Source organism: Bacillus sp. FSL K6-3312, from assembly GCF_038007485.1.
GTDB classification, from domain to species: domain Bacteria; phylum Bacillota; class Bacilli; order Bacillales; family Bacillaceae; genus Bacillus; species Bacillus pumilus.
This window is the reverse complement of the sequence record NZ_JBBOXI010000001.1, coordinates 3,907,366-3,932,926: the sequence shown is the minus strand read 5'-3', so window position 1 is coordinate 3,932,926 and position 25,561 is coordinate 3,907,366. Positions and strand designations below refer to the sequence as shown.

Genomic DNA, 25,561 nt, shown 5'->3' with positions numbered 1-25,561 from the left:
TAGTTAGTAACAGTATACGGAAACAAGCTTAATTCTATACCTATGAGGTGATGATTGTGTGGAAGGCTGGTTCAAGGTGGACGCTTTTAATTTTAGGAAGCTTAATAGGAGCGGGGTATGCTTCCGGCCAAGAAATTTGGCAGTTTTTTGGCATTGATAGTGGACTAGCCATTCTACTGTTTACATTGATGTTTATGCTGTCTACCTATGTGGTGTTGAAAATCAGTTATGAGGTACGTGCCGATCACTTTGTGCCAGTGCTAGAGCGGCTTGTCGGTCCATGGCTGGCTAAAGTGTATGATGTTTTAATTGTCCTTTATTTATTCACGACAACGACAGTCATGATTGCCGGTGGCGGGGTGACACTCGAGATGTATCATGTGCCATTTTGGGTGGGCATCGGTGCATTTTGTCTATTTTCATTTATGATTTTTTTCTGGGATGTGAAAGGGCTCTTATCTGTGAATGCTTTCATTATACCAATTTTGGTGGCGGGGCTCATCTATGCGTTTGTTTTTTATTATATGAACCATGATCATATGTGGCGGATTGATTTTGGGCAGCAGTACAATTGGCCTGCCAGCATTGTCTTTGCTTCTTTGAATATATTATCTGTAGTCGCAGTGCTGTCTTCGGTTGGAAAAGAAATGAAGGGCCTTGGCGAGGCAAAAGTGGCGAGTATATTAAGCGGTCTGATTTTTGGGATCATCTCGTATGTGTATAACGAAATATTGGTTGATATTTCTGGGAGCCTATCAGCAGAAGGCATTCCTTTGTTTACAGTATTAGAAGGAGCGCCGACATCATTGTTTGTGTTTATGACCGTTGTCCTTTGTCTAGCTATTTATACGACGACAGCGGCAGGTTTATTTGGTTTATCCAGCCGGATGCTTTCTTTTGTACCATTGCCTCGCTGGCTGGTTGTGCTCGTGATGCTTCTGTTGATGGCGCCTTTAACATCTCTTGGGTTTGCCGATTTGATTGCTTTCTTGTATCCGATATACAGCTTGCTGAATCTTTATTTGCTTGTCTGTTTAATGCTATATCCGATTTTAAGTAAAAAGATATTTTCTTGCCCTAAAAATTATATTGATAAAATAAAATAAGCACCTCTCTTAGTCAGAGCTGTGCTTATTTTATCCGAATAGAATCAATGGCGTCTTTGATATCATCATAGACTGGCATTTGCTTGAGACGCTGAAGGCGTTCCTCTAATTCTGAAATGGCTTGTCCTTTTAAATGCTGGGAGATGTGTTGTTTGACAATGGTCGTCTGGTTGATCATGTCTTCGGTTTTAGACAATTGATACTCCAAGTGTACGCGAGTGTTTGCTAATTCGTCATGCAGTCGCATTTTGAGCAGCCGTTTTAGATCCTTTCGCTGTCCTTCTCTTCGTATGGCTTGAATTGCTGCTATTTCTTCTGGGGACTGCGTTTGCGTTTGTGGTGCCGATTGATTTTCAAATACAGACATGGAGCGGCGGGCACTCACATTTTGCAAGAAACGCTGGGCGTCACTAGGAGGTTTATTTTGATTGATCATGCGGTGACTCCTTTCTTAATGAATACCCATTTGCATCGCAAGGCGTCTATCTGCCTTGGCGTAATCATCACCCATTGTGTACATATGTCTTGAAAGGGAAGAAAGTTCTTGTTCGTAATCTCTCAAGGTGTACAGGGCATTCAGTTGTTTTTCATGTGAATAAAAGGAGGAATGATGTTGTTCCATCCTCACTTCTTCTACCAGTGCTTCCACATCACTTGGACTTAATAAATCATAGTGGCCAAAGCCGACGAGTCCTTTGAGCTCTTGTTTTACATGCTGGACGGCGTCTTTTACACTTTCATCGATCCCATCGATTTTATCAAATATAGTGTGTACTTCATGTTCAATCACACTTTGGAGATCGTAGGATGAATTTTTCAGTAAATGGGATTTTATGATAATTTCTAGACCGCTTTGTGCATATGCACGTCCAGAATGGATTTCTTGCAACAGCATGGCTGTAAAACTTGTATTATGATCAAGCTGTTCATCTAAAATACGGGCAGATCCATCTTTGTGGAATGAATACCCATTTCCTTTTAAACTTCCAGAAATAAGAGCTAAAAAAGCATTTGTATCAAAGGATTCGTTCCATTCTATATTCATAGACGCAAAAGCTGATTTTAAAAAGGTGTCAATTTCTCTTTGTTTATATTTAACGGATTCTTGGACGGCGCCTTGCTGCTGTGGCGGCACGGTGTACTTAACTTGACCAACTCCATGATCATGGCGATTGAGTAAACCTACATAATGACTAGGTTGAATATATTCAGTCAAGATCCGTGTATATTGACCTTGCTGCGTTTTCTGCTGAATCGAAGGCGCCAGACTGCTCCATATATTTGGGCTATCAAAGGTGACGGCTTTTTTGACAGCTGGCTGTTCTGTCGCAACATAAGCACAAACAGCACCGGCAAGGGCTTGTCCAGTGAGATAGATACCTGCATTGGGATGCTTCTGGCTGACTTGCTCTATGTATTCCTTCCCTTTAAAAAAGACATGATCTTGATTGCTATCAAGGGACTTCCTTTCAATGGGATAGGCATAATCCGTTTTGAGCAATGACTGTGCCGCGGTGTGTACATCTTGTGGCGAGGTCACCGGCATCTGCTTTGGCATCGGACAGTGAAAAGCGACGATGAACTCGTCTGATTGTTCCGGCTGCATCGTTAAACCATATAATTGATGATCGACCTTGAGAAAATCATGGACAGTGAGCGTTTGCTGACCTATTTCTATCGTATGGTGCTGCTGGTAATTGTCTATGTTTCCAGCATGATCGGATATGATTTTATATTCTTTATCAGTTAATCTATCCTTTCGATTGACCATCGTACCTGCTCCCTCACATAACATTTATGCAGATATCATAAATCAAAAAATATGGAAAAACCACAGCGTTCTACCAATAAAAACCTTTCGACCTACAGTGTTTGTGACAATATTGAAAAAAAGCGGAGTTTAAGTAACTATTGGTCACAAATAAAATGATCTAAAAGAAGGGTTTTTTCTATAAAAAAGAATAGGAGAAAGAGGGTCTTTGCTTTGTGCATTGCTCTTCATCGCCGTTTTTTTGTACAATAGATTCAATGAAGTGAGCAAGAGAGGTGAAAGCTGATGGCAGACAAAGCGTTTGGGTTACATGACGTCGTTGAAATGAAGAAACCCCATCCATGTGGTGTCAATCGGTGGAAAGTAATTCGGTTGGGCATGGATATTCGCATTAAATGTGAAGGCTGCGGGCATAGCGTCATGATCCCAAGAAGAGACTTTGAACGAAAAATGAAGAAAATTCTCGTCAAGCATGAGGAGCCAACTGCTTAAGTAGGCCTCATGCTTTTTTGATGAAATTTGTCTTTTGTATAGAAGAATTAGATGCAAATTCCCGTTTTAAAGGATTGATTTATTCTTTTTGGCAATGTTTCTTCTATTGATAATGCATAACGGTTAGCTTGTCTTTTCATGTAAACCTACTTATAATTGCTCTAGGTTCATATTACGCAGTATAACGAGCACGTTTGATATAGAGGAGATGAAAGAATGGCTTTAACAGCTGGTATTGTTGGCTTACCTAACGTCGGGAAGTCAACGCTATTTAATGCAATTACACAGGCTGGAGCGGAGTCTGCTAACTATCCGTTTTGTACCATTGATCCAAACGTCGGAATTGTAGAAGTTCCAGACGAGCGTTTGCAAAAACTAACAGAATTGGTGCAGCCGAAAAAGACAGTTCCGACTGCTTTTGAATTCACTGATATTGCCGGTATTGTCAAAGGGGCTTCAAAAGGTGAAGGTTTAGGGAATAAATTCCTTTCTCACATTCGTCAAGTAGATGCGATCTGTCACGTGGTGAGAGCTTTTGCAGATGATAACATCACACACGTATCAGGTAAGGTTGACCCTGTGTCAGATATCGAAACCATTAATTTAGAGTTGATTTTGGCTGATTTAGAAACAGTTGAAAAACGTTTGGCTCGTGTGAGTAAGCTTGCAAAACAAAAGGATAAGGAAGCGGTAGCTGAATTTGATATTTTGTCGAAGCTAATGAACGCATTTGAAGCTGGGAAATCGGCAAGATCTGTAGAATTTACAGATGAGCAGCAGAAGCTTGTGAAACAGCTTCATTTACTCACATCTAAACCAGTTCTTTATGTAGCAAATGTGAGTGAGGATGAAGTAGCAGATCATGACGGCAACGAATATGTGAAGCAAATCCGTGAGTTTGCTTCTGGTGAAAATGCTGAAGTCATCGTCGTATGTGCGAAGATCGAGTCTGAAATTGCAGAGCTTGAAGGAGAAGAGAAGCAAATGTTCCTTGAAGAGCTTGGCATCAAAGAGTCAGGTCTAGATCAGCTGATTCAAGCATCTTATTCACTTCTTGGTTTAGCTACTTATTTCACAGCAGGTGAGCAGGAAGTACGCGCTTGGACGTTTAAAAAGGGAATGAAGGCACCGGAATGTGCTGGGATCATTCATACGGACTTTGAACGTGGGTTTATTCGTGCTGAAACGGTTGCGTATGAAGATTTACTTGCTGGCGGAAGCATGTCTGCTGCAAAAGAGGCTGGAAAAGTCCGTCTAGAAGGTAAAGAATATGTAGTGAAAGATGGAGACGTCATTCATTTCCGTTTTAATGTATAGGTTCTTGTCATAGGCCAAGTAATTTGTTATAATATACAATTGTGAGTAATATAATTTATTGCTCCTTGCCCGTTTAGGGCCGCTTAGACCAAAAGGAGGTGCAATCAGATGAGAAAGTACGAAGTTATGTACATCATCCGCCCAACAGTTGACGATGATGCTAAAAAAGCAGTTATCGAGCGTTTCAATAACGTGTTAACTTCAAACGGTGCGGAGATCACTGGAACAAAGGATTGGGGTAAACGTCGTCTTTCATACGAAATCAACGATTTCCGTGAAGGCTTCTACCAAATCGTAAACGTTCAATCTGACGCTGCAGCAGTTCAAGAATTTGACCGCTTAGCTAAGATCAGTGACGATATCATTCGCCACATTGTTGTTAAAGAAGAAGTATAAATCATTGAAATATATATTTAAAGGTGGTCTTTCAATATGCTAAACCGTGTTGTATTGGTCGGAAGACTAACAAAAGACCCTGAGCTTCGCTACACGCCTAATGGTGCGGCTGTAGCCACGTTTACTCTAGCTGTGAACCGTACGTTTACGAATCAATCTGGAGAGCGTGAAGCCGATTTCATTAACTGTGTTACTTGGAGAAGACAAGCCGAGAACGTGGCTAATTTCTTGAAAAAAGGAAGTCTTGCCGGTGTAGACGGTCGTTTGCAGACAAGAAACTATGAAAATCAGCAAGGACAGCGTGTCTTCGTGACAGAAGTTCAAGCTGAAAGTGTTCAATTTCTTGAGCCTAAGAGCGGCGGTGCTGGTTCAGGTGGATACAGCGGCGGTGGTAATAGCGGAGGCCAGTATTATGGCGGTAGCCAAAACGATCAGAATCCATTTGGAAATGAACCAAGTCAAAATCCATATGGCAATCAAAACAACCAACAAAATCGTAATCAGGGAAATAGCTTCAATGATGACCCATTTGCGAATGATGGTAAACCGATTGACATCTCCGATGATGATTTGCCATTCTAATTGATCTGAAAAAACTAATGACTAAATGAAAGGTGTGAAAACAAATGGCAGGTGGACGCAGAGGCGGTCGTGCGAAACGTCGTAAGGTGTGTTTCTTTACTTCTAACGGTATCACGCACATCGATTACAAAGATGTTGATCTTCTTAGAAAGTTTGTTTCTGAGCGTGGTAAAATTTTACCTCGTCGTGTAACAGGAACTAGCGCTAAGTATCAACGTAAATTGACATTAGCGATTAAAAAATCACGTCAAATGGCATTACTTCCATACGTTACTGGTGAGTAAGTCGTTGACTTAAAAGCGGAGAGCCTCGAGCTCTTCGCTTTTTTTTTGTCTTACGAAGAATCTCATCCGATTTGGCTAGAGCTGTTTTTGGCGGGCACCTTAGGGGAATTATGTAAAAGAGAGTAAAAGTGACAGTTTGTTCTATACAAATACGGGGTCGATCTGTCATATTGGTATTCTAGAAAATAATTGCAGTCAGGGCGTGGGAAGATGATTGAATTTAAGAAGGTATCGATGCAATTTTCTGATGAGCGCTATGCCGTTCAATCGGTTGATTTAGAGATTCAGAAAGGTGAATTTTTTGTATTCATTGGACCTAGTGGAAGCGGAAAAACGACAACATTGAAAATGATCAATCGTCTCATTTCTTCAACAGAAGGTGAGATTTACATAAAGGGTCAAAAAATAAACGATTATGATATGTATGAGCTGCGCTGGGATATTGGGTATGTTCTACAGCAAATTGCTCTTTTTCCTCATATGACCATTGAAGAAAATATCGCTGTGGTGCCAGAGCTCAAACAATGGAGTCGGAACGAGATTAAAAAGCGAGTGGATGAATTGATGCAGATGGTTGGGCTTGACCCTGCTATGTATCGACATCGAAAGCCATCAGAGCTATCTGGTGGACAGCAGCAGCGTGTCGGTGTGGCACGCGCACTTGCAGCTGATCCGGAGATTGTCCTCATGGATGAACCATTTAGTGCGTTAGATCCACTAACGAGGGAGAAATTGCAGGATGATCTGCTTGATTTGCAGCGCCGTATTCAAAAGACCATTGTCTTCGTGACACATGATATGCAGGAGGCGATGAGGCTTGGTGATCGAATTTGTATCATGAAGGAAGGAAAAGTGGTGCAGATTGGTCGTCCAGAGGAATTGGTTCAACACCCAGTGAATGCTTTTGTTCGGGAGTTTGTCTCAGGGGCTGCTCGCCATGCGTTACATCAATCGTTTGAGCTAGAGGACATGGCTAGACCAATGGCTCACGAGGCTCTTTTAGGCTATGAAGCGATCACAGCACATGCCACGCTGGATGAGGTCTTATCCCAATTGGCAAAGCATGAGGAATTGGCTGTGGAAAAGGAAGGGGAGCGAATTGGACTAGTGAATCGTCAAGCGGTGATTCAGTTTTTAGCTGATTCTCCTAGAGAGAGGGGCGAGTCACATGAATGATTGGATCAGTGTGTTATTGGATCGAAAAGAACAATTGGGACACGCCTTACTTGAGCATATTCAAATTTCGTTTATTGCTTTATTTTTAGCCATTTTGATTGCCATTCCCTTAGGTATCTATTTAACGAGAGTGCCAAAGCTTGCAGAATGGGTGATTGGGGTGACGGCGGTCTTGCAAACAATCCCGTCGCTTGCGCTGCTTGGCTTGCTGATTCCTCTCGTTGGAATTGGGCAAGTTCCTGCGATTATTGCGCTTGTCGTTTATGCCCTACTCCCTATTTTAAGAAATACATATACAGGCATTCAGGAGGTCGACCCTTCCCTGAGAGAAGCGGCGCTTGCCATGGGAATGAATCACCGTAAACGGTTATTAAAGGTGGAACTGCCTCTGGCCATGCCAGTCATCATGGCAGGTATCCGAACCGGGATGGTTCTCATTGTGGGAACTGCCACTCTTGCCGCACTGATCGGAGCTGGGGGATTAGGAAGTCTAATTTTGCTGGGAATTGACCGAAATGATATGTCACTCATTGTCATTGGCGCTATACCAGCAGCCTTACTCGCACTCTTATTTGATGTGGTGCTGCGCACGTTTGAGAAAATCTCTTTTAAAAAGACTGTGATTTCTGTGACGGTTTTTGCTGTGTTCGCAGGAGCTATTGTCGCGGGCCCATTACTGTTTCAACAAGAAAAGAAGGAAATCACCATCGGTGGAAAGCTAGGATCGGAGCCTGAAATTCTGATCTCGATGTATAAGCTTTTAATTGAACAGGATACGGATATTCAAGTCAATCTTAAGCCTGGTCTTGGCAAGACGTCTTTTGTTTTTCAAGCTTTACGGTCTGGTGATATTGACATTTATCCTGAGTTTACGGGCACTGCGATTTCTGAGTTCCTCAAACAAACAGCGAAAAGCACAGATAAAGAAAAAGTGTATGAGCAAGCGCGGCGCGGTTTGGAATCATCTTTTAAGCTCCGCCTTCTTGAGCCGATGGCTTACAATAATACGTATGCTTTAGCCGTGCCTCAGTCGCTGGCTGATCAATATGATGTATCCAATATTTCAGATCTAGGCAAGATCAAGAATCGCATAAAAGCTGGATTCACCTTAGAATTTTCTGATCGCCAAGATGGGTATCGAGGCATTCAAAAGACCTATCAACTTTCCTTTGATGATGTGGTGACGATGGAACCGAAGCTTCGGTATCGAGCGATTCAAAAAGGAGATATCAATTTAGTCGATGCGTATTCGACAGACAGTGAATTGAGGCAATACAAATTAAAGGTGCTTGATGATGATCACCATGTTTTCCCGCCATATCAAGGAGCACCGCTGCTAAGGCAGGAGACATTAACGGAGTACCCTGAGATTGAGACCTCTCTCAATAAGCTCGGTGGTCAAATCACAGACGATGAGATGAGAGAAATGAATTATGAAGTGAATGTAAAAGGTAAGGATGCATTTCAGGTAGCGAAAGCCTATTTAAAAAAGAAAAAATTACTGCAATAATCAAGGAAGAGCAGGTCTGTTATGCAAAAGCAGACCTGCTTTTTTAAAAGGAAAAACAAAAATCGTTGACTTTTATTTAAAAACATCATATCCTTAATTCGAGATAAATATATTTTTTTGATTTAATATCTCGAATTCGAGATAATATAAAGACGTCAGTAAAGACATAATGAATAGAGGCTTGTTACTTCATGATTAGGAGGTCATTAGAAGTGAAGAAAACAGAAGGAATTCACCATATCACAGCAATTGTAGGGCATCCTCAGGAGAACGTTGATTTTTATGCAGGTGTTTTAGGACTTCGTCTCGTGAAGAAGACCGTGAATTTTGATGATCCAGGTACTTACCATTTATATTTTGGAAATGAAGGAGGATCTCCGGGAACGATTATCACGTTTTTCCCTTGGCCAGGTGCTCAAAAGGGACAAATTGGCGCAGGTCAAGTGGGCGTGACGACATATGTTGTACCACCAGGCGCTTTCTCTTTCTGGAAGGAACGTCTTGAGCAGTTTGATATTTCTTATGAAAAGGTTGAACGTTTTGATGAAGCCTTTCTCTCATTTGAAGATCCACACGGCTTGTTGATTGAGCTTGTAGAGCGTGCGGAAGGGAAACAAAATGAGTGGACATTTAACGGAGTCACACCAGATGTTGCGATAAAAGGGTTTGGGGGAGCGGTTTTATTAACATCACAGCCAGAGCAAACGATGCAGCTGCTCGAACAAACAATGGGTTTTGAACGAGTTGGAGCAGAAGAGGACTATGTGAGATTCCGTTCGTTTGGTGAGATAGGCAATGTCATTGATGTGAACAAGACACCTGTTGCACGAGGACGTATGGGTGTTGGAGTGGTGCATCATATTGCATGGAGAGCGACAGATGATCAGGATCAGTTAGATTGGCAAAGACATATTGCGCAAAGCGGGTATCAAGTGACACCTGTGCAAGATCGAAATTACTTCAATGCCATTTATTTTAGAGAGCTTGGCGGCATATTATTTGAAATTGCGACTGATCCTCCAGGGTTTGCACACGATGAATCAGTGGAAACTATGGGTGAAGCATTGAAACTGCCACCGCAATATGAAGCGCAGCGCAGTCAGATTGAACAAATTGTGCTGCCAATAGAAGTGAGAGAATTGAAAGGGAAAGGAGATGCATGATGAAACATCTTTTTCGAAAAGGAAAGAATGAACAAAGACCTGTTTTGTTATTACTGCATGGTACTGGCGGGACGGAAGAAGATTTATTGCCGCTTGCCGATTTAGTAGATGCTGACGCTTCTGTTCTTAGTGTGAGAGGAAATGTGTTGGAAAACGATATGCCGCGCTTTTTCAGACGTTTAGCAGAGGGTGTTTTCGATGAGCAGGATTTAATTGAGCGGACAGAGGAACTTTATACATTTATCGGAGAAGCAGCAGATGAATATGGGTTCGATCGTCACAATGTCGTCGCTCTCGGATATTCCAATGGGGCGAACATTGCAGGAAGTCTTTTATTCCATTACGAGGATGCGTTAAAAGGAGCGATCCTGCATCATCCAATGGTTCCAAGACGCGGAGTTTCATTGCCTTCATTGGCGGGGAAACAAGTCTTTATCGCAGCTGGTAAAAATGACCCAATGTGCCGCCCAGAGGAATCACAAGAGCTCGAGCAATTGCTGCAAGGCGCAGGCGCTTCGGTCACACTACATTGGGAAAATCGCGGACATCAGCTAACGAGAGAAGAAGTCGATGCTGCGGCATTATGGTATCGTCGTCAATTTTAATGAAGGTAGGGAATATAGATGGGTTTTTTACAGAAGCTTTTTGGGCAAACCAAACAAAAGGAGATGGAACAAATGGAAAACGTAAAATTAGCAGTTATTTATTATAGTTCAACAGGTACAAACTATCAGATGGCAAAATGGGCAGAGGCTGGAGCGAAAGAAGCTGGAGCCGAAGTGAAAGTATTAAAGGTTGCTGAATTGGCACCAGAAGCAGTTGTGGCATCAAATCCAGCATGGAAAGCACATTTAGACGAAACAAAGGATGTCCCAGAGGTTCAATTAAGTGATTTAGAGTGGGCAGATGCCATCATCTTTAGCATGCCAACACGTTTTGGTAACTTACCGGCTCAAATGAAGCAATTCTTAGACACTACTGGCGGCCTATGGTTCCAAGGGAAATTGGCAAACAAAGCAGTGAGTGCGATGACCTCTGCACAAAACCCAAATGGCGGGCAGGAACAGACCATTCTTAGCCTATACACAACGATGTTCCACTGGGGAGCGATTATTGCCGCTCCTGGATACACAGATGACTCGTTATACGGTGCAGGGGGCAACCCTTACGGCGTGAGTGTCACTGTTGACCAAAACGGAAAGATCCAAGAGGATGCTGAAGCTGCTGCAAAACATCAAGCAAAACGTACAGTCAATGTAGCAGAATGGATCAAAAAGGGTCAAAACGCTTAATCGATGAATACAAAAAGAATGCAGCCTAGGCGCTGCATTCTTTTTTATTTAATAAGGATCTGATGGTGTGCTGTTGTTAATCGCTTCGTCTACAGCTTGTGCGGCGCCTGTAGACCCTATAGGTCCGCTTGGCTGTTCTTGTTTGAAGGCTTTTAAGCCATCAGCGACACGCTTTCCGTAATCAGGGTCAGCCTTTGTAAAGTTTTCGATCATTTGCTCTTGAATGTCTTTTTGACAGGTCGCCAGGGTGTTGACTAAGTTCTTAATCAATTCCTCACGTTCCCAATCATTGAAGCGGCGATATGTTTCTCCGGCTTGTCCGAAGTTGTTTGGGCGGTCAATGGCTTCCCGTTTGACGTCACCCTCTACAAAAGGCTTATGATCCTTTCCATCCTGCTTGGCTTCTTTTAATCCGCCGAGGATCGATGGTTCATAATTCACATGAGGATTTTGCCCTTTGCCTTGATCGACCTGGTATTCCATTTGCCCATCTCTTTGATTCGTGGCGACATGCTTTTTCGGTGCATTGATCGGCAGCTGTAAATAGTTCGGTCCCACACGATATCGCTGCGTATCAGAGTAAGAGAAGGTGCGCCCTTGAAGCAATTTATCATCTGAGAAATCCAAACCGTCTACGAGAACGCCAGTCCCAAAAGCGACCTGCTCAACTTCTGCGAAATAATTTTCTGGATTTTTGTTTAATACCATTCGTCCGATCGGTTTCCATGGATAGTCATCCTTGTACCAAAGCTTTGTCGGATCAAGCGGGTCAAAGTCAAGGTGAGGGTGGGCATCATCTTCCATGATCTGCGCATAGACCTCCCATTCAGGATGATCTCCTTGTTCAATAGCTTCATATAAATCCTGTGTGGCATGATTAAAGTTTTCACCTTGTATCGCTTGAGCCTGTTCTTGTGTCAGGTTGCGAATGCCTTGCTTCGGTTCAAAGTGATATTTGACCAGCACTGCTTTTCCTTCAAGGTTCACCCATTTGTACGCATGGACACCTGAGCCTTGCATGTGGCGATAGGTTGCTGGGATACCCCATGGTGAAAAGAGAAATGTCACCATATGTGTCGCTTCTGGAGATTGCGAGACGAAGTCAAAAATACGCTCGCCGTCCTGCCGATTGGTGACAGGATCAGGCTTAAAGGCATGAACCAAATCTGGAAACTTCAAAGCATCTCGGATAAAGAAAATTTTCAGGTTGTTTCCAACGAGGTCCCAGTTGCCTTCTTCTGTATAAAATTTAATCGCAAACCCTCTCGGATCGCGCAATGTTTCTGGCGAATGACCGCCGTGAATGACAGCAGAAAAACGAACGAAAACAGGAGTCTTTTTTCCTTTTTCCTGAAATAACTTCGCCCTTGTATAAGTGGAAATGGGCTCGTCGCCGAATGTGCCATAGGCTTCAAAATAACCGTGAGCTCCTGCACCGCGCGCATGGACGACACGTTCAGGAATACGTTCGCGATCAAAATGACTGATTTTTTCTAGGAAATCGTAATTTTCAAGCGTAGTTGGGCCTCTATTTCCAACGGTTCTCATATTTTGATTGTCTGTTACGGGGTGACCTTGCCGATTTGTTAAAGTGTCTTCTGACTCTGAAGATGGCTTAGGGTGTTGATCTTCTTTCAATTCGAATCCCTCCTTCAATATCTCCCTAACAATATGGTCATCTTTCTCCCTATTTCATACAAGGATTGATATAATGATTGAAAACTTTCACGAGGAGCGAACCTGATGATTCGATTACACTGCCTTCATGCCCATCCGTCTAATCAGTCCTATATAGAAGACGTGTTTGGTGATACAGATATTGAGTTGCATCACATGGTCGATTCATCATTTATAGAACGTGCCACAAAAGATCCCGATTTTAATCCTCACAAGCAGCAAACCTATGCCATCAACAAATTGATGAAAGAAGATGAAGCCGACATCATTCTGCTCACGTGCACACAATATATTGCCGCTTTGGGTGATCAGCAGCATCTCTTTAAGCAACCGATTGTTCCAATTGATGAACCGTTATTTGAACTGATTTGTCAGAGAAAAGGGCCTCTTCAACTTGTGTTTTCAAACCCGGATACAGTGGATGGGACAATGGAGCGGCTTGAATCATATGCAAAAGAGTACGGCAAACAGATTGATGCAGAGGTTATGGTGATGGAGGATGTCTTTCACCTTTGCCTAAATGGTGATATGCAGGATTATGAGGAGCTAATCAAAAAGCAGCTCAGAAGATGTATGAAAAAAAGTGGAGACATTTGCGTGATGCAACTATCAATGGTTCATGCGGCACAGCAGATGAAAGAGGAGACAGGCGTTCCGATCATTCATCCGCTTTCTCCACTTAAACAGTTTGTCCATCAAACAATATCCGCTTTGAAAGAGTGAACCTGTCCGGTTCGCTCTTTTTGTATAGAAACGGAAATGGAATGACATGTTAAAAAATAATCGAGCGCAAACTATTTTCAAAAGGTGCGCGTCTATCCATTGTAAGAAATAACCGATGCGCATTTAAGATAAAGGAGCTCTTTGTAAAATGAAGAAACGAAAAATTGAGGATCAATTTGCTGATTACGTAATGGAGCATAAACACAGTTTTTATCGATTGTCCTATAGTTATGTCAAAAACCCAGAAGATGCGATGGATGTCGTTCAAGAGGCGATTCATAAAGCACTCAAATCTGTTCACCGATTAGAGGATGCGACCAAGATGCATAGCTGGTTTTATAAAATCGTGGTGAACGCAGCCCTAGACTTTTTACGAAAGAAGAAGCGGGTGCAAGTGACAGACGATGATACGCTTGAATTCTTATCACAGGGTGAATCAGATGTATATGAGGATCAAGATGTCAGAAGAGCCATAGAGGATTTGCCCGAAATCTACCGGGGCATCATTATCTTGAGATTCTTTGAAGATTTAAAACTAGAGGACATCGCCCACATTCTCGATGAAAATGAAAACACCATTAAAACAAGATTATATAAGGCGTTGCGGCTTTTAAAAGTAGAATTATCGCAGGAGGAAATATAAATGGATAAGTATTTAGAACAGTTAAAAGAGGAATATTTAGAAATCCCCATTCCACCGGAATATGATGCTATGGTTGAACGGACATTAAAACGAAAAAACAAAAAACCTCATTTTCAGCAATGGACGATCGGACTTGTTGCTGCGGCTGCTCTATTTGTCACGACTGTTAATGTCAGTCCACAGGCGGCAAGAGCTATTTCGGAGATACCTGTCATTGGCGAGCTGGTGAAAGTCGTGACATTCACAGAATTTAAAAAGAGCGATCAAGGAACGAATATTGACCTTAAAACACCACACGTTTCAGGGCTTGGGGACGGAAAATTACAAGACAGCCTGAATCAAAAATATTTAGCTGAAAACAAAAAGCTGTATCAAGATTTTGAAAAGGAAACAAAGGGATATAAAAATGGTCATTTAAGTGTTGAGAGCGGATATGAAGTGAGAACAAACAATGACCAAATTCTCTCACTAGGTCGATACAAGGTGACAACTCAGGCGTCTGCGGCAGAGGAAATGACGTATGATACGGTGGATAAGAAAAATCATGTACTCATTACATTACCAAGCCTGTTTAAAGATGACCGTTATATTGATGTGATTAGTGAAAATATTAAAGAGCAAATGAAGAAACAGATGAAAGAGGATTCAAATAAGATTTACTGGATTACCAAGCAAGATACGGTTGAACCGTTTAAGAAGATTCAGCCAGATCAAAGCTTCTATATCAATTCAAAAGGCAAACTGGTGATTTCCTTTAATGAATATGATGTGGCGCCTGGTTACATGGGTGTAGTTGAATTCACGATTCCAACAAGTGTGTTAAAGGATATTCTTGTCAGTGATATGTACATTCATTAAAAAAAGAAAAAAGACTGCTGAACATGTCAGCAGTCTTGTTGTGTTTATGAAGAAAGTGCGTCTGTCAGTGCAGGTACGACTTGTTTCTTTCTTGATACAACACCTTTTAGTAAAGCGGTGTTGTTTTCAAGTGTGACGTTAAATGCTTTTTCTACTTTTGCAGCTTCGGCACCGAGTGCAAGTGCAAGAGAGTCATTTTCTAGGATGTCTGTGATCACTAGAACGAATAGATCAAGACCTTTCGCTGCGATGACTTCATTGATTTTCGCTTCAATATCAGCCTGTCTTGCTGTAACTTCTGCGATATCTACTGTATTGACTTGCGCAATTTCCACTTTGCTATTGCCTAGTGCGAATTCTTTTGCATCAATTGTAATTAGTTCTTGAACCGTTTTTTGGCTTAGGTCAGCGCCAGCTTTTAGCATGTCTAGGCCGTAAACTTCTGGATCTACTCCTGCAATTTCAGCTAGCTCATGCGCAGCATCAATGTCTTGTTGTGTGCATGTTGGTGATTTGAATAGCAAGGAATCAGAAATGATTGCAGATAAAAGCAAACCAGCGATTTCTTTTTCAATCTTCACTTGGTTCTCTTTGTACATTTTGTTTAAGATTGTTGCTGTACAGCCAACAGGCTCAGCGCGATAGTATAGAGGTTCACTTGTTTCAAAGTTGGCAATACGGTGATGGTCAATGACCTCAGTCACTTGTACTTGATCAATATCGCTTACACTTTGTTGGAATTCGTTATGATCGACAAGAATGACTTGCTTTGTTTCGTTTGCAGCCGTTTCAATGAAACGAGGTGCTTCTTGTTTAAAGTAATCTAATGCGAATTGTGTTTCTCCATTGATTTCTCCAAGTCTGACCGCTTCTGCTTCGACGCCGATTTTGTTTTTTAGATCAGCGTAAGCGATAGCAGAGCAAATCGTGTCTGTGTCAGGGTTTTTGTGTCCGAATACGAGTGTTTTTCCCATGTGAATTCTCCTTCTTACATTTATTGATGATGTTTCTATTCTAACAGCTTTTGACCTTGAATTCAGGGTTTATAGCTAAGAATAATCTAAAAAATTGTAACATGCTGTTTGAAAAGTTGCATGTACGAATCGATATCAGTGTTCCACGTGAAACGCTCCTAAGATAGCCTGCATTTTACTTGCGATTTACCGCTATGGTAAAATAAAGGTTGGAGTAAGACATGGTGTAGCTTACATCGTACGTATACATAGAAGGACACAATGAGCAAGATATAGTAAAAGGATTGGATAGAGGTGAAGGTGTGAAACAAACAAAAGCGTTAGTAGAGGGCGCTATCATGATCAGTATTTTCTCTGTCATGACGCTGTTTTATTTGTATGTGCCGCTATTATCCATTATTTTCTTTCTAGCTGCTCCGATTCCGATCATCCTCTATACAATCAGGCACGGCTTGAAAAAAGGAATTGCTGCTGGCGCTATTGGGATAGTGATCAGCTTTTTAATTGGGTCTATTAATGGACTCATGACTGCGCCAATTCTGATTGCTGTCGGATTAGGCATGGGTGTTTTCTACAGCAGAAGACAGCCTGGGAATGCCATCATTACAGGTGCGCTGATCTATCTATTCAGTTTCCTTATCTCCTTTGTTGTCAGTGTTCAGCTTTTTCAAATCGATATTATGAGTATCGCGAAAGAGTCGATTGAGCAAATGATTCCAATGTTAGAGAGTGCCTTAAAGCAATCCGGCGCTTCTGAGCAGGACATTGCGAAGCAGCTGAAGCAGTTCAGAGAGATGCAGGATGCTGCATTGAGTGCTTTACCTGTCGCGCTGTTGATGTTAGTTACGCTGACGGCGTTCGTGAACCACTGGTTTGTGAAGCCTCTGATCAAACGGTTTGTCAAAGACATGCCAGCCTTGAAGAAATTTAAGGATATGCGGCTGCCAAAAAGCATGGTATGGTATTATTTACTCACACTGCTTTTGATGCTGATTCAGACAGAAAAAGGCAGCTTTTTATCGCTCGTTCAAACGAGTGCGTTTCAAATTTTATTTATACTGGTGCTTATTCAGGGATTTTCTTTTACCTTCTATTATTGCCACGAAAAAAACATCTCAAAAGCGGTGCCCGTTTTCGCTATCGTGTTAGGAGTTCTCTATCCGCCAGTTGGTGTGATTGTGCGTATTATAGGGATTGCTGACATAGGCTTTGATTTAAGAGAAAAAGTAAAAAACAAATAATTCACTCTGAATGTTGAGGAGTTGATATCAGTGCCAAGCTTCTATAGAAAACCTGTCATCAAGTATCCGATCATCGCTTTGATTGTTCTTGCGGTGGTCACAGTCCTCCTCAACCTTTATTATAATTGGATCATAGGAGCGGTTGGTCTTTTAGTCCTTGCAGGTGTGCTCTACTTCTTAAAGTGGGCAGATACGCAAGTGCAAAAAGAGATTGATTCATATATTTCAACATTATCCTATCGAGTCAAAAAGGTTGGAGAAGAAGCATTAATGGAAATGCCAATTGGTATTATGCTGTTTAATGACCAGTATTATATCGAATGGACAAATCCATTTCTCGCTTCGTGTTTTCATGAAAGCACGCTTGTCGGCAGATCCTTGTATGATACATTCGAGTCCGTTGTGCCTCTTATTAAACAAGAGGTCGAGACAGAAAATGTGACGCTGAATGACCGGAAATTCAAAGTCATTATTAAACGGTCAGAGCGCCTTTTATATTTCTTTGATGTCACAGAACAGGTACAGATTGAAAGACAGTACGAAAATGAACGAACGGTGTTATCTTATATCTTTTTAGACAATTACGATGATGTCACGCAGGGTCTTGACGATCAGGTGCGCAGCACCATTAATAGTGAAGTGACGTCTCTGTTAAACAATTGGGCACAGGAATATGGCATTTTCCTGAAGCGAATTTCGTCCGAACGATTTATGGCGGTTCTAAATGAAAGCATCTTAGCTGAGCTGGAAGCGTCGAAATTCTCTATTTTAGACGAGGTCCGTGAGAAAACAGGAGCGCATAGTGCGACGCTTACCTTGAGTATCGGGATCGGTGCATCCGTACCTTCTTTAAAAGAGCTTGGGGCACTTGCGCAGTCGAGTCTTGATCTTGCCCTCGGACGAGGCGGGGATCAGGTAGCCATTAAGCAACCGAATGGAAAAGTGAAATTCTACGGCGGGAAAACGAATCCAATGGAGAAACGGACACGTGTACGTGCACGAGTCATTTCTCATGCTTTAAAAGAAATTGTTTCTGAAAGCGGAAATGTCATGATCATGGGGCATAAGTTCCCAGACATGGACTCAATCGGTGCATCTATTGGGATTTTAAAGGTCGCCCAGGCTAATGGGAAAGAAGGCTATATTGTCATTGATGCCAACCAGATTGGGGACAGTGTTCAACGTTTGATTAGTGAAATTAAGAATTATGAAGATCTTTGGTCACGTTTTATCACGCCAGAGGAAGCCATGGAGCTTGCAAAGGATGACACGCTGCTTGTGGTCGTGGATACACATAAACCGTCTCTCGTCATGGAAGAACGACTACTCAATAAAATTGAAAATGTCGTGGTCATTGACCATCATAGACGCGGCGAGGAGTTTATCCGTGACCCATTACTTGTCTATATGGAGCCGTATGCTTCATCAACAGCAGAGCTTGTGACAGAGCTTTTAGAGTATCAGCCGAAGAAATTGCGCATTAACATGATTGAAGCTACTGCGCTTCTCGCAGGGATCATTGTTGATACGAAGAGTTTCTCGCTGAGAACGGGATCAAGAACGTTTGATGCAGCATCCTATCTTCGTGCAAAGGGGGCAGATCCTGTCCTTGTGCAAAAATTCCTAAAAGAGACCGTCGATCATTACATCAAACGGGCAAAGCTCATTCAGCATACAGATCTGTATCAAAATCAGGTGGCGATTGCTTCATTACCGTCAGACAGCTCGGAGTATTATGATCAAATCACGATTGCCCAGACGGCAGATTCCCTGTTGTCAATGAGTGAGGTAGAAGCGTCATTTGCTGTCGCTAGACGAGATGACAACACGGTGTGCATTAGTGCGAGATCATTAGGAGATATCAACGTCCAAATTATCATGGAAGCGTTAGATGGCGGCGGTCATTTAACTAACGCTGCAACCCAAATGTATGGTATAACCATTGAAGAAGCGGTAGAGCAGTTAAAAGCTGCCATTGATGAATATTTCGAAGGAGGGGTTCAAAGATGAAAGTCATCTTTCTAAAAGACGTAAAAGGCAAAGGGAAAAAAGGCGAAGTCAAGAATGTAGCTGACGGATATGCTCACAACTTTCTCATCAAACAAGGGTTAGCAGTTGAAGCAAACCCAACGAACCTAAGCGCATTGGAAGGGCAGAAGAACAAAGAGAAAAAGAATGCCATCCAAGAGCTTGAACAAGCGAAACAACTAAAAGAAACACTTGAGGCGCTAACAGTAGAACTAACAGCAAAATCAGGTGAAGGCGGCCGTCTGTTTGGATCAATTACAAGCAAACAAATCGCTGATAAATTGCAAAAAGATCATCAAATCAAAGTCGATAAGCGCAAAATCGAGCTGAATGACGCCATCCGTGCATTAGGATACACAAATGTACCGGTGAAGCTTCATCCAGAGGTACAAGCAACGTTAAAGGTTCATGTGACAGAACAAGCATAAACCGAAAAGAACCCGTCTCATGAGGAGGCGGGTTCTTTTTTTTATGATGGATCTGAAATATAGACGCTTCGTCCGGCTCGCATACCGGATATAAGCATGAAAAATAGGATGATAATAAAGATGATAATGGATGGCGTCCATGTATGTGTGAGATCAAAAAGGATACCGACCATGAAAGGACCAACGGCGGCTAATAAATAACCGAGAGACTGCGCCATTCCGGAAAGGGCAGCGGCTTGCTCCATATTGGTCGTCCGTAATCCGATAAAAGTGAGCGCCAGACTGATGCTGGCACCTTGTCCAATGCCGATCAATAAAACAGAGATCACAAGAATAGGCGTCGATCCTCCGAGAAGAAGCCCGATCATGCCAAGTAAATACACAAGGACAAGGCTCAAGACAAGCGGTCTTTGTGTTTTTAATTTTTCTGCAAAAACAGGCGTTAAAAAGGTGGATGGCAGCCCAGCAAACTGCATAATGGACAGCATCCAGCCGGCTGTCGACAGGTTCATTCCATGTGATGTTAAAATATCAGGAAACCAGGCGATGCTGCTATAGAAAAGGAATGACTGCAAGCCCATAAAAAAGGTCACCTGCCATGCGACACGTGAACGCCATATCGGCTGCTCTGTGAGCGAAATGCTTTTGACGGATGCTGTGTTCTGATGAAGAAGCTGCGGCGCCCAGACCATCATCGCGAGAAGTGCAAGGCCAGCCCATACGAGGAATGATGTATTCCAGCCGCCAGGCATCGTATGACTGAGCGGAACACTGACACCTGAAGCAAGTGCCGCAAAGACGGACATCGAGGTCGTATATACACTTGTCATCAAACCTGCATGTGCAGGAAATTTATGCTTCACAAGCCCCGGTAAGAGCACATTACATATCGCAATTCCGACACCGACAAGCGCGGTTCCCATCATTAAGAAGGTGATCGTGCCAAACGAACGAATCACAATCCCAAATAGAAGGACAGCCAGCCCAAGCCAAAGGGTTCGTTCATTGCCAAGACGTTTTCCGATTTTAGGTGCAATTGGAGAAAGTAATGCGAATGAGAGCAGTGGTAATGTCGTGAGAAAACCTGCAAGTCCATTGGAAAGCTGCAAATCGGAACGAATGGCGCCGATGAGAGGGCCAACGGACGTAATGGCAGGCCGCAGGTTAAATGCAATAAGTAAAATCCCAGCAATCAGCAGGACGGTTTGTCCTTTACTGCGAGGATGTAATGTTGATTGTTCTAGTTGTTTTTCCATGAATGTAAACTCCTTTATTTCTTTAAGAAGAACGATCTTTCTTCTGTTCAAGCTCTGCTAGTTTAGCGATTAAGATATGCTGCGGCATATGCATGATTTGTTCAATGGGTACATTGAGTGATGCTGCAAGTTTTTGTGCTGTGTCGGCTGAGATTTGTAAAGGTCTCATACGCAAATCCCTCCTCTTTCAATCTATAGGTTCCAATATATCATATAAGGGGATCGTTCTAATAGATTTTTTCACAACACACTGTGGATGTACAGAAAGGGTTATTTCAAGTGGACTTTATGATTGTTCCGGATTAGATGGAATGACAAAGAAGCAGACAGCAAAGGTCTGCTTCTTATCTTTTCTAAAAAGGTCACCGGTGAGAATCAGTTTTTAAAACTCTTTTCTTTTAGCAGCTCTATGATGAGTTCATTTTGTTTTTCAATTCTGTTTAAACTTTTCTCAATCATGGTACTTGATATGAAAAGCACAATGAGAATGGCAATCCCCACAAATAACAAATAAACCCTCCTCAAATTACAACTATCAAACCAACAATCAATTTGATCCTTCTAGGAAGTTCTAGTTTTGTTGTAGGAATCCTTCTTCACTTCAACCAATATCATATAAAGAACCATTTTGATAACCAATAGATAATACCAAATCAGGAATAGAATCAAACCCGTTTTTGGCTAGATCAAATAGCTGTGCACCATAATGTGAAGCAGCAATGCGCGCATTTTCTGCTGTGTATGGATTTTTCAGGAGTTCTTCTTTGTATATATCAAAAATATTTGTTCCCTTATCCGTGACAAATTGACCGTTTACAATGCTTAAATCTTTTAAATTGTAGCCTGTCACCGTTTTAATTTGATTGACAAGATGAAACTTGGCAAGAGAATCCGGCATGAATTGAGTAGAATCGTCATTTCTACTTTTCATAATATGGAAAAATAGTTCTCTTGTATTATTGGTTGTATTCAATAAGTCTTCTATTTGTTTGGTCAGCGATTCATCTGTTGATCCACCCACCACTAATTTGAAATGATTTGGGTCAATGGTAAAAGTTAAATTCGTGTTTTTGGGAATGTTTATACCGTTTTTAGAGAATAAATCTTGTAATTGTTCGTTTACCTTTTGGCGATTGAGTATTTTCTTTTCTATACTTTCTAGTGTGGGATCGTAACGTTTTTCATTCCGGAAGATGGCGTCATTAAAATCGTATTGTCCACCCTTATTATTCCTTGCCCAACTCATTTCCATAGTGTACGCAGCTTCTCTCTCCACTTTAGTTAAATCATTTCTGAAATAAGAGGAATATGGATTTCTATACTTATCATATATATGGTCTTGAGGGTCTTTGAAACGTTTATTTTGTTCATTTATTTTTTGGTATTTTTCATCTAGTATTTTCATTCGTCTATCAGATTCTGTCATCACCTCATTTGTACTTTTAATAGCTAATTGACCTTTATAGTCTATTCGGTTCTGATTGTTTGAAGCACCTGCCGTGTATGACGTATTAATATTCATTTCGACTCTCCTTTTTCAAAAAAATAGTGATTATTCAATATATCGGCAATTAAGTTAAAATTTGTTAGTTTTGAACCGATATAGTAATTATTACAAGGGGGGTTAAAATATGACAAATACTATCTTTAAACGTTTTTTATTACCAGCGTTAGTATTAGTTCTAGTTACTAGTTTTTTTGCACCTAATTCAGCGGAAGCAGCTATTACTGGAAATAACAGTCCGAGCACAGCAAGTTTTATGGGGGATTGGAAATATAGTCGTCCCGATACGACAATCTTACCTGAAGGTGAAAATGAAGCGTATTATCAGTTCACGATCAATAAGGGTGAAAGGGTTTATGTGCGAAGTTCATATGATAAGCAATATACAGGAATGAAAATAGAGGTGTATAATTCTAAACATTCTATGACTGGGTCCGAGGTTATGAATCCTTATTCCATTACACCATTTATTTATGCCAATACTAGTGAAGTTACTTCAACAACAGAAACTTATTTTGTGAAAGTAACTCGTGGCACATATACAGGGAATATGTATTTTACCGTCTCAATTCGAGATCGTATTAAATCTGGATTTGGGACATTTAATTTTATAGGAACTGCTACAAACATAGGGAATTCTTCATTGAATCGAGCAGGTGTTGATTCTTCTGTCATTACAATGGATTTAACTAATAATCCTGCAGTTCCTAAACATGCTGTTGTTAAATCGATTTCGACGACTAGCACTCAAACACCTAACCAAGGCAATGTTACTCACAAGCTGATGGCTGATGAAAACAAGATTTGGAACGAATCCGTGTTTTCATCTGCAACAAGTGGTTCTTACCGTATTTCTCTGGAAAATCAATTAAGAGTGGCTCAAAAATGGAGCTTTAAGTACAACGCAAAAGCTACAGCGAGATCTACTATGAGCAATGTCAAAGCCGATATTCGTTACGAATATGATGTCACAGACGGGTTCTAATCGTTTGAATGAAAGGTCAGCTAAACATCCATAAAGAGACAAGGCGCAATACGCCTTGTCTCTTTTGTTACGTCCCCATTCATGCCTTTCGTTTTCAATCCTTCTTCCTATATATTTAAAGGCACTGTTCAATCAATCATCCTCATGGTAATTTTGACTATAGTCGATGTTTTTCACTTTTTTATTGATGAAAATGTTAAAATGATGAGTAGCGTATTTTTTTATGAAAGGACGGTGCTTGGCATGACGGAACTTCTCGATGACCGGCTGCCGCCGCAAAATATAGAAGCCGAGCAGGCCGTATTAGGTGCTGTTTTTTTAGAACCATCTGCGCTCACGCTCGCTTCTGAAGTTTTAATTCCAGAGGATTTCTATAGAATGTCGCATCAAAAGATTTACAATGCGATGCTTGTACTTGGTGATAGAGGGGAACCGGTCGATCTTGTTACGGTGACTTCTGAACTGGCCAATACAGATTTACTAGAAGAGGTAGGCGGGATTTCGTACTTAACCGATATTGCGAACTCCGTCCCAACTGCCGCAAACATTGAATACTATGCAAAAATTGTAGAAGAGAAATCAATTTTAAGACGTCTGATCCGCACGGCGACAACCATTGCACAGGATGGGTACACGCGTGAGGATGAAGTAGAGGATCTGTTGAGTGATGCTGAAAAGACCATTATGGAAGTGGCGCAGCGTAAAAACTCAGGAGCCTTCCAAAACATTAAGGACGTGCTTGTTCAGACATATGATAATATTGAACAGCTTCATAACCGAAAAGGCGATATCACAGGGATTCCAACAGGTTTCTCCGAGCTTGACCGGATGACAGCTGGATTCCAGCGAAATGACTTAATTATTGTAGCGGCTCGTCCATCAGTAGGGAAAACAGCCTTCGCATTGAACATCGCACAAAATGTTGCGACCAAAACGGACGAAAGTGTCGCCATCTTTAGTTTAGAGATGGGGGCTGAGCAGCTCGTCATGCGTATGCTTTGTGCAGAGGGGAATATCAATGCACAGAACCTAAGAACCGGTAATCTGACAGAAGAGGACTGGGGCAAGCTGACAATGGCGATGGGCTCGCTATCAAATAGTGGGATTTTCATAGATGATACGCCTGGAATCAGAGTAAGTGAAATTCGTTCGAAATGCCGCCGCTTGAAGCAAGAAAACGGTCTTGGCATGATCCTGATTGACTACTTACAGCTCATTCAAGGGAGCGGACGATCAAGCGATAACCGTCAGCAAGAGGTTTCTGAAATCTCTAGGGCATTAAAATCACTGGCAAGGGAGCTTGAAGTTCCAGTTATTGCTTTGTCTCAGCTTTCACGTGGAGTAGAGCAGCGTCAGGACAAACGTCCGATGATGTCTGATATTCGTGAATCAGGAAGTATCGAGCAGGATGCCGATATCGTGGCATTCCTTTATCGTGATGATTACTACGACAAAGAATCAGAGAATAAGAACATTATTGAAATCATCATTGCCAAACAGCGTAACGGCCCAGTTGGTACAGTATCACTGGCGTTCGTCAAAGAATATAACAAATTCGTCAACCTGGAAAGAAGATTTGACGATGCGGGTGTTCCGCCCGGTGCTTAAAGCCCAGCTCAAGAAGCTGGGCTTTTTTTGATGGATCTACATCGAAAGAATGATTGAAAAACGATCGAAATGAGGAGGAGAGAAAGACAGAGAAATCGTATACTAAAAGGAGAAAAGGAGTGATGACTGATGAAATTCCAACAGTTCGAAGCCGCTCAATTACGCATCGCACGCCCAACCGTCAACATGGAAGAGGTTGTGTCCTTTTATGAAGAAGGCTTAGGGCTCAAACGAATAGGTTCTTTTGATCAGCATGAAGGATATGATGGTGTCATGCTAGGACTTCCTCATCAGCATGTTCATTTAGAAATCACGAAGCATGAAGAAGAAGAAAGCCTGCCCGCTCCGCATCCAGAACAACTTCTTGTGTTCTATATTCCAGATGCTGAGGAATTTCAGCAAATGAAAGAGAGGTTGATCTCATTTGGCGGACGGCAAGTCACCTCTACAAATCCATATTGGGAACGGGGAGGAGCAACCATTGAAGATCCAGATGGGTATCGCATTGTGCTCATGAACACAGATGGAATCACCCCCGTTTAAAAAA

The 25,561-nt window shown here is 41.8% G+C and carries 28 protein-coding genes; 20 read left to right on the top strand and 8 right to left on the bottom strand.

The window, feature by feature from the left end; all coding sequences use genetic code 11:
• The first annotated feature begins 50 nt into the window (after positions 1–50).
• Positions 51–1,106, top strand: a complete 1,056-nt coding sequence (locus tag MHI11_RS20580; protein WP_340962262.1) for a YkvI family membrane protein — start codon at positions 51–53, stop codon at positions 1,104–1,106.
• Between the two features lie 25 nt (positions 1,107–1,131).
• Here the strand turns inward: MHI11_RS20580 and MHI11_RS20575 are convergent, their stop codons facing one another.
• Positions 1,132–1,542 carry a hypothetical protein gene (locus MHI11_RS20575; protein ID WP_044139037.1) on the bottom strand — a complete coding sequence of 137 codons (411 nt, stop codon included), beginning with the start codon at positions 1,540–1,542 and terminating at the stop codon, positions 1,132–1,134.
• 15 nt (positions 1,543–1,557) lie between these two features.
• On the bottom strand, positions 1,558–2,877 hold the full coding sequence (locus tag MHI11_RS20570) for a hydrolase (RefSeq protein WP_265208623.1): 1,320 nt from the start codon (positions 2,875–2,877) through the stop codon (positions 1,558–1,560).
• Between the two features lie 285 nt (positions 2,878–3,162).
• Here MHI11_RS20570 and MHI11_RS20565 point away from each other — a divergent pair, with 285 nt between their 5' ends.
• The 10 genes from MHI11_RS20565 (at position 3,163) to wrbA (ending at position 11,089) form a co-directional block, all read left to right on the top strand.
• Positions 3,163–3,369, top strand: coding sequence for a DUF951 domain-containing protein (locus MHI11_RS20565; protein WP_012011910.1), 207 nt, complete (start codon positions 3,163–3,165; stop codon positions 3,367–3,369).
• Between the two features lie 216 nt (positions 3,370–3,585).
• Positions 3,586–4,686: a redox-regulated ATPase YchF gene (gene ychF / locus MHI11_RS20560; RefSeq protein WP_340962260.1), complete on the top strand. Its 1,101-nt coding sequence runs from the start codon at positions 3,586–3,588 to the stop codon at positions 4,684–4,686.
• Positions 4,687–4,794: 108 nt separating this feature from the next.
• Positions 4,795–5,082, top strand: coding sequence for a 30S ribosomal protein S6 (gene rpsF, locus MHI11_RS20555; RefSeq protein ID WP_340962258.1), 288 nt, complete (start codon positions 4,795–4,797; stop codon positions 5,080–5,082).
• 36 nt (positions 5,083–5,118) lie between these two features.
• Positions 5,119–5,664, top strand: a complete 546-nt coding sequence (ssbA, locus tag MHI11_RS20550; RefSeq protein ID WP_044139041.1) for a single-stranded DNA-binding protein SsbA — start codon at positions 5,119–5,121, stop codon at positions 5,662–5,664.
• Positions 5,665–5,708: 44 nt separating this feature from the next.
• A complete protein-coding gene (rpsR, locus tag MHI11_RS20545; protein ID WP_008347556.1) occupies positions 5,709–5,948 on the top strand; it encodes a 30S ribosomal protein S18 in 240 nt (79 codons plus the stop codon).
• A gap of 210 nt (positions 5,949–6,158) precedes the next feature.
• Positions 6,159–7,124: an ABC transporter ATP-binding protein gene (locus MHI11_RS20540; protein WP_106065866.1), complete on the top strand. Its 966-nt coding sequence runs from the start codon at positions 6,159–6,161 to the stop codon at positions 7,122–7,124.
• Positions 7,117–8,634, top strand: a complete 1,518-nt coding sequence (locus MHI11_RS20535; protein WP_340962254.1) for an ABC transporter permease/substrate-binding protein — start codon at positions 7,117–7,119, stop codon at positions 8,632–8,634. Before MHI11_RS20540 ends, MHI11_RS20535 begins: the two co-directional genes overlap by 8 nt.
• A gap of 191 nt (positions 8,635–8,825) precedes the next feature.
• Positions 8,826–9,797, top strand: coding sequence for a ring-cleaving dioxygenase (locus MHI11_RS20530; RefSeq protein ID WP_340962253.1), 972 nt, complete (start codon positions 8,826–8,828; stop codon positions 9,795–9,797).
• The gene (locus MHI11_RS20525) at positions 9,794–10,402 is read left to right on the top strand and encodes an alpha/beta hydrolase (RefSeq protein ID WP_340962252.1); all 609 of its coding nucleotides are present in this window, start codon (positions 9,794–9,796) and stop codon (positions 10,400–10,402) included. The genes MHI11_RS20530 and MHI11_RS20525 overlap by 4 nt, the downstream gene beginning before the upstream one ends.
• An 18-nt stretch (positions 10,403–10,420) precedes the next feature.
• Positions 10,421–11,089 (top strand): NAD(P)H:quinone oxidoreductase, encoded by a 669-nt coding sequence (gene wrbA, locus MHI11_RS20520; protein ID WP_044139046.1) that lies wholly within the window; start codon positions 10,421–10,423, stop codon positions 11,087–11,089.
• A 48-nt stretch (positions 11,090–11,137) separates the two neighbouring features.
• Here the strand turns inward: wrbA and katX are convergent, their stop codons facing one another.
• Positions 11,138–12,748, bottom strand: coding sequence for a catalase KatX (gene katX, locus MHI11_RS20515; protein ID WP_445661872.1), 1,611 nt, complete (start codon positions 12,746–12,748; stop codon positions 11,138–11,140).
• 84 nt (positions 12,749–12,832) lie between these two features.
• Between katX and MHI11_RS20510 the strand changes: the two genes are divergently transcribed.
• The 3 genes from MHI11_RS20510 to MHI11_RS20500 all read left to right on the top strand — a co-directional run bounded on the left by MHI11_RS20510 (position 12,833) and on the right by MHI11_RS20500 (position 14,990).
• Entirely contained in the window at positions 12,833–13,489 is a 657-nt protein-coding gene (locus MHI11_RS20510) for a hypothetical protein (RefSeq protein WP_340962250.1), read from the top strand.
• Positions 13,490–13,637: 148 nt separating this feature from the next.
• Positions 13,638–14,132: an RNA polymerase sigma factor gene (locus MHI11_RS20505; protein ID WP_003215191.1), complete on the top strand. Its 495-nt coding sequence runs from the start codon at positions 13,638–13,640 to the stop codon at positions 14,130–14,132.
• A complete protein-coding gene (locus MHI11_RS20500) occupies positions 14,133–14,990 on the top strand; it encodes a DUF3298 and DUF4163 domain-containing protein (protein ID WP_111913024.1) in 858 nt (285 codons plus the stop codon). It begins immediately after the preceding gene.
• Positions 14,991–15,034: 44 nt separating this feature from the next.
• Here MHI11_RS20500 and MHI11_RS20495 read toward each other — a convergent pair whose 3' ends face one another.
• Positions 15,035–15,964, bottom strand: a complete 930-nt coding sequence (locus tag MHI11_RS20495; RefSeq protein ID WP_340962249.1) for a manganese-dependent inorganic pyrophosphatase — start codon at positions 15,962–15,964, stop codon at positions 15,035–15,037.
• A gap of 302 nt (positions 15,965–16,266) precedes the next feature.
• On the opposite strand from MHI11_RS20495, the gene MHI11_RS20490 reads away from it, so the two are divergent.
• The 3 genes from MHI11_RS20490 to rplI are packed head-to-tail and all read left to right on the top strand — an operon-like array spanning position 16,267 to position 19,661.
• On the top strand, positions 16,267–17,205 hold the full coding sequence (locus MHI11_RS20490; protein ID WP_340962248.1) for a YybS family protein: 939 nt from the start codon (positions 16,267–16,269) through the stop codon (positions 17,203–17,205).
• Between the two features lie 30 nt (positions 17,206–17,235).
• Positions 17,236–19,215, top strand: coding sequence for a DHH family phosphoesterase (locus MHI11_RS20485; protein WP_044139054.1), 1,980 nt, complete (start codon positions 17,236–17,238; stop codon positions 19,213–19,215).
• Entirely contained in the window at positions 19,212–19,661 is a 450-nt protein-coding gene (gene rplI, locus MHI11_RS20480) for a 50S ribosomal protein L9 (RefSeq protein WP_044139055.1), read from the top strand. The genes MHI11_RS20485 and rplI overlap by 4 nt, the downstream gene beginning before the upstream one ends.
• 41 nt (positions 19,662–19,702) lie before the next feature.
• On the opposite strand, the gene MHI11_RS20475 is transcribed toward rplI, so the two are convergent.
• The 4 genes from MHI11_RS20475 to MHI11_RS20460 all read right to left on the bottom strand — a co-directional run bounded on the left by MHI11_RS20475 (position 19,703) and on the right by MHI11_RS20460 (position 22,439).
• The gene (locus MHI11_RS20475) at positions 19,703–20,917 is read right to left on the bottom strand and encodes a CynX/NimT family MFS transporter (RefSeq protein ID WP_044139056.1); all 1,215 of its coding nucleotides are present in this window, start codon (positions 20,915–20,917) and stop codon (positions 19,703–19,705) included.
• A gap of 22 nt (positions 20,918–20,939) precedes the next feature.
• Positions 20,940–21,086, bottom strand: a complete 147-nt coding sequence (locus MHI11_RS20470; RefSeq protein WP_003214589.1) for a YycC family protein — start codon at positions 21,084–21,086, stop codon at positions 20,940–20,942.
• Positions 21,087–21,292: 206 nt separating this feature from the next.
• Entirely contained in the window at positions 21,293–21,427 is a 135-nt protein-coding gene (locus MHI11_RS20465) for a hypothetical protein (RefSeq protein WP_258395159.1), read from the bottom strand.
• Positions 21,428–21,518: 91 nt separating this feature from the next.
• The gene (locus MHI11_RS20460) at positions 21,519–22,439 is read right to left on the bottom strand and encodes a DUF4885 family protein (protein ID WP_340962247.1); all 921 of its coding nucleotides are present in this window, start codon (positions 22,437–22,439) and stop codon (positions 21,519–21,521) included.
• A gap of 109 nt (positions 22,440–22,548) precedes the next feature.
• On the opposite strand from MHI11_RS20460, the gene MHI11_RS20455 reads away from it, so the two are divergent.
• The 3 genes from MHI11_RS20455 to MHI11_RS20445 all read left to right on the top strand — a co-directional run bounded on the left by MHI11_RS20455 (position 22,549) and on the right by MHI11_RS20445 (position 25,557).
• Positions 22,549–23,406 carry a hypothetical protein gene (locus MHI11_RS20455; RefSeq protein ID WP_044139059.1) on the top strand — a complete coding sequence of 286 codons (858 nt, stop codon included), beginning with the start codon at positions 22,549–22,551 and terminating at the stop codon, positions 23,404–23,406.
• A gap of 243 nt (positions 23,407–23,649) precedes the next feature.
• Positions 23,650–25,014: a replicative DNA helicase gene (gene dnaB, locus MHI11_RS20450; protein ID WP_003214779.1), complete on the top strand. Its 1,365-nt coding sequence runs from the start codon at positions 23,650–23,652 to the stop codon at positions 25,012–25,014.
• A 129-nt stretch (positions 25,015–25,143) separates the two neighbouring features.
• A complete protein-coding gene (locus MHI11_RS20445) occupies positions 25,144–25,557 on the top strand; it encodes a VOC family protein (RefSeq protein ID WP_044139061.1) in 414 nt (137 codons plus the stop codon).
• Positions 25,558–25,561: the final 4 nt, after the last annotated feature.

Coding starts and splice junctions, on each gene's coding strand:
- MHI11_RS20470 (WP_003214589.1), bottom strand. CDS start 21,086: ATGAGACCTTTACAAATCTCAGCCGACACAGCACAAAAACTTGCAGCA.
- MHI11_RS20575 (WP_044139037.1), bottom strand. CDS start 1,542: ATGATCAATCAAAATAAACCTCCTAGTGACGCCCAGCGTTTCTTGCAA.
- rpsR (WP_008347556.1), top strand. CDS start 5,709: ATGGCAGGTGGACGCAGAGGCGGTCGTGCGAAACGTCGTAAGGTGTGT.
- MHI11_RS20570 (WP_265208623.1), bottom strand. CDS start 2,877: ATGGTCAATCGAAAGGATAGATTAACTGATAAAGAATATAAAATCATA.
- MHI11_RS20505 (WP_003215191.1), top strand. CDS start 13,638: ATGAAGAAACGAAAAATTGAGGATCAATTTGCTGATTACGTAATGGAG.
- MHI11_RS20525 (WP_340962252.1), top strand. CDS start 9,794: ATGATGAAACATCTTTTTCGAAAAGGAAAGAATGAACAAAGACCTGTT.
- rpsF (WP_340962258.1), top strand. CDS start 4,795: ATGAGAAAGTACGAAGTTATGTACATCATCCGCCCAACAGTTGACGAT.
- MHI11_RS20495 (WP_340962249.1), bottom strand. CDS start 15,964: ATGGGAAAAACACTCGTATTCGGACACAAAAACCCTGACACAGACACG.
- dnaB (WP_003214779.1), top strand. CDS start 23,650: ATGACGGAACTTCTCGATGACCGGCTGCCGCCGCAAAATATAGAAGCC.
- MHI11_RS20455 (WP_044139059.1), top strand. CDS start 22,549: ATGACAAATACTATCTTTAAACGTTTTTTATTACCAGCGTTAGTATTA.
- MHI11_RS20535 (WP_340962254.1), top strand. CDS start 7,117: ATGAATGATTGGATCAGTGTGTTATTGGATCGAAAAGAACAATTGGGA.
- ssbA (WP_044139041.1), top strand. CDS start 5,119: ATGCTAAACCGTGTTGTATTGGTCGGAAGACTAACAAAAGACCCTGAG.
- MHI11_RS20510 (WP_340962250.1), top strand. CDS start 12,833: ATGATTCGATTACACTGCCTTCATGCCCATCCGTCTAATCAGTCCTAT.
- MHI11_RS20565 (WP_012011910.1), top strand. CDS start 3,163: ATGGCAGACAAAGCGTTTGGGTTACATGACGTCGTTGAAATGAAGAAA.
- MHI11_RS20500 (WP_111913024.1), top strand. CDS start 14,133: ATGGATAAGTATTTAGAACAGTTAAAAGAGGAATATTTAGAAATCCCC.
- MHI11_RS20580 (WP_340962262.1), top strand. CDS start 51: ATGATTGTGTGGAAGGCTGGTTCAAGGTGGACGCTTTTAATTTTAGGA.
- MHI11_RS20445 (WP_044139061.1), top strand. CDS start 25,144: ATGAAATTCCAACAGTTCGAAGCCGCTCAATTACGCATCGCACGCCCA.
- wrbA (WP_044139046.1), top strand. CDS start 10,421: ATGGGTTTTTTACAGAAGCTTTTTGGGCAAACCAAACAAAAGGAGATG.
- MHI11_RS20530 (WP_340962253.1), top strand. CDS start 8,826: ATGATTAGGAGGTCATTAGAAGTGAAGAAAACAGAAGGAATTCACCAT.
- MHI11_RS20460 (WP_340962247.1), bottom strand. CDS start 22,439: ATGAATATTAATACGTCATACACGGCAGGTGCTTCAAACAATCAGAAC.
- rplI (WP_044139055.1), top strand. CDS start 19,212: ATGAAAGTCATCTTTCTAAAAGACGTAAAAGGCAAAGGGAAAAAAGGC.
- MHI11_RS20475 (WP_044139056.1), bottom strand. CDS start 20,917: ATGGAAAAACAACTAGAACAATCAACATTACATCCTCGCAGTAAAGGA.
- ychF (WP_340962260.1), top strand. CDS start 3,586: ATGGCTTTAACAGCTGGTATTGTTGGCTTACCTAACGTCGGGAAGTCA.
- MHI11_RS20540 (WP_106065866.1), top strand. CDS start 6,159: ATGATTGAATTTAAGAAGGTATCGATGCAATTTTCTGATGAGCGCTAT.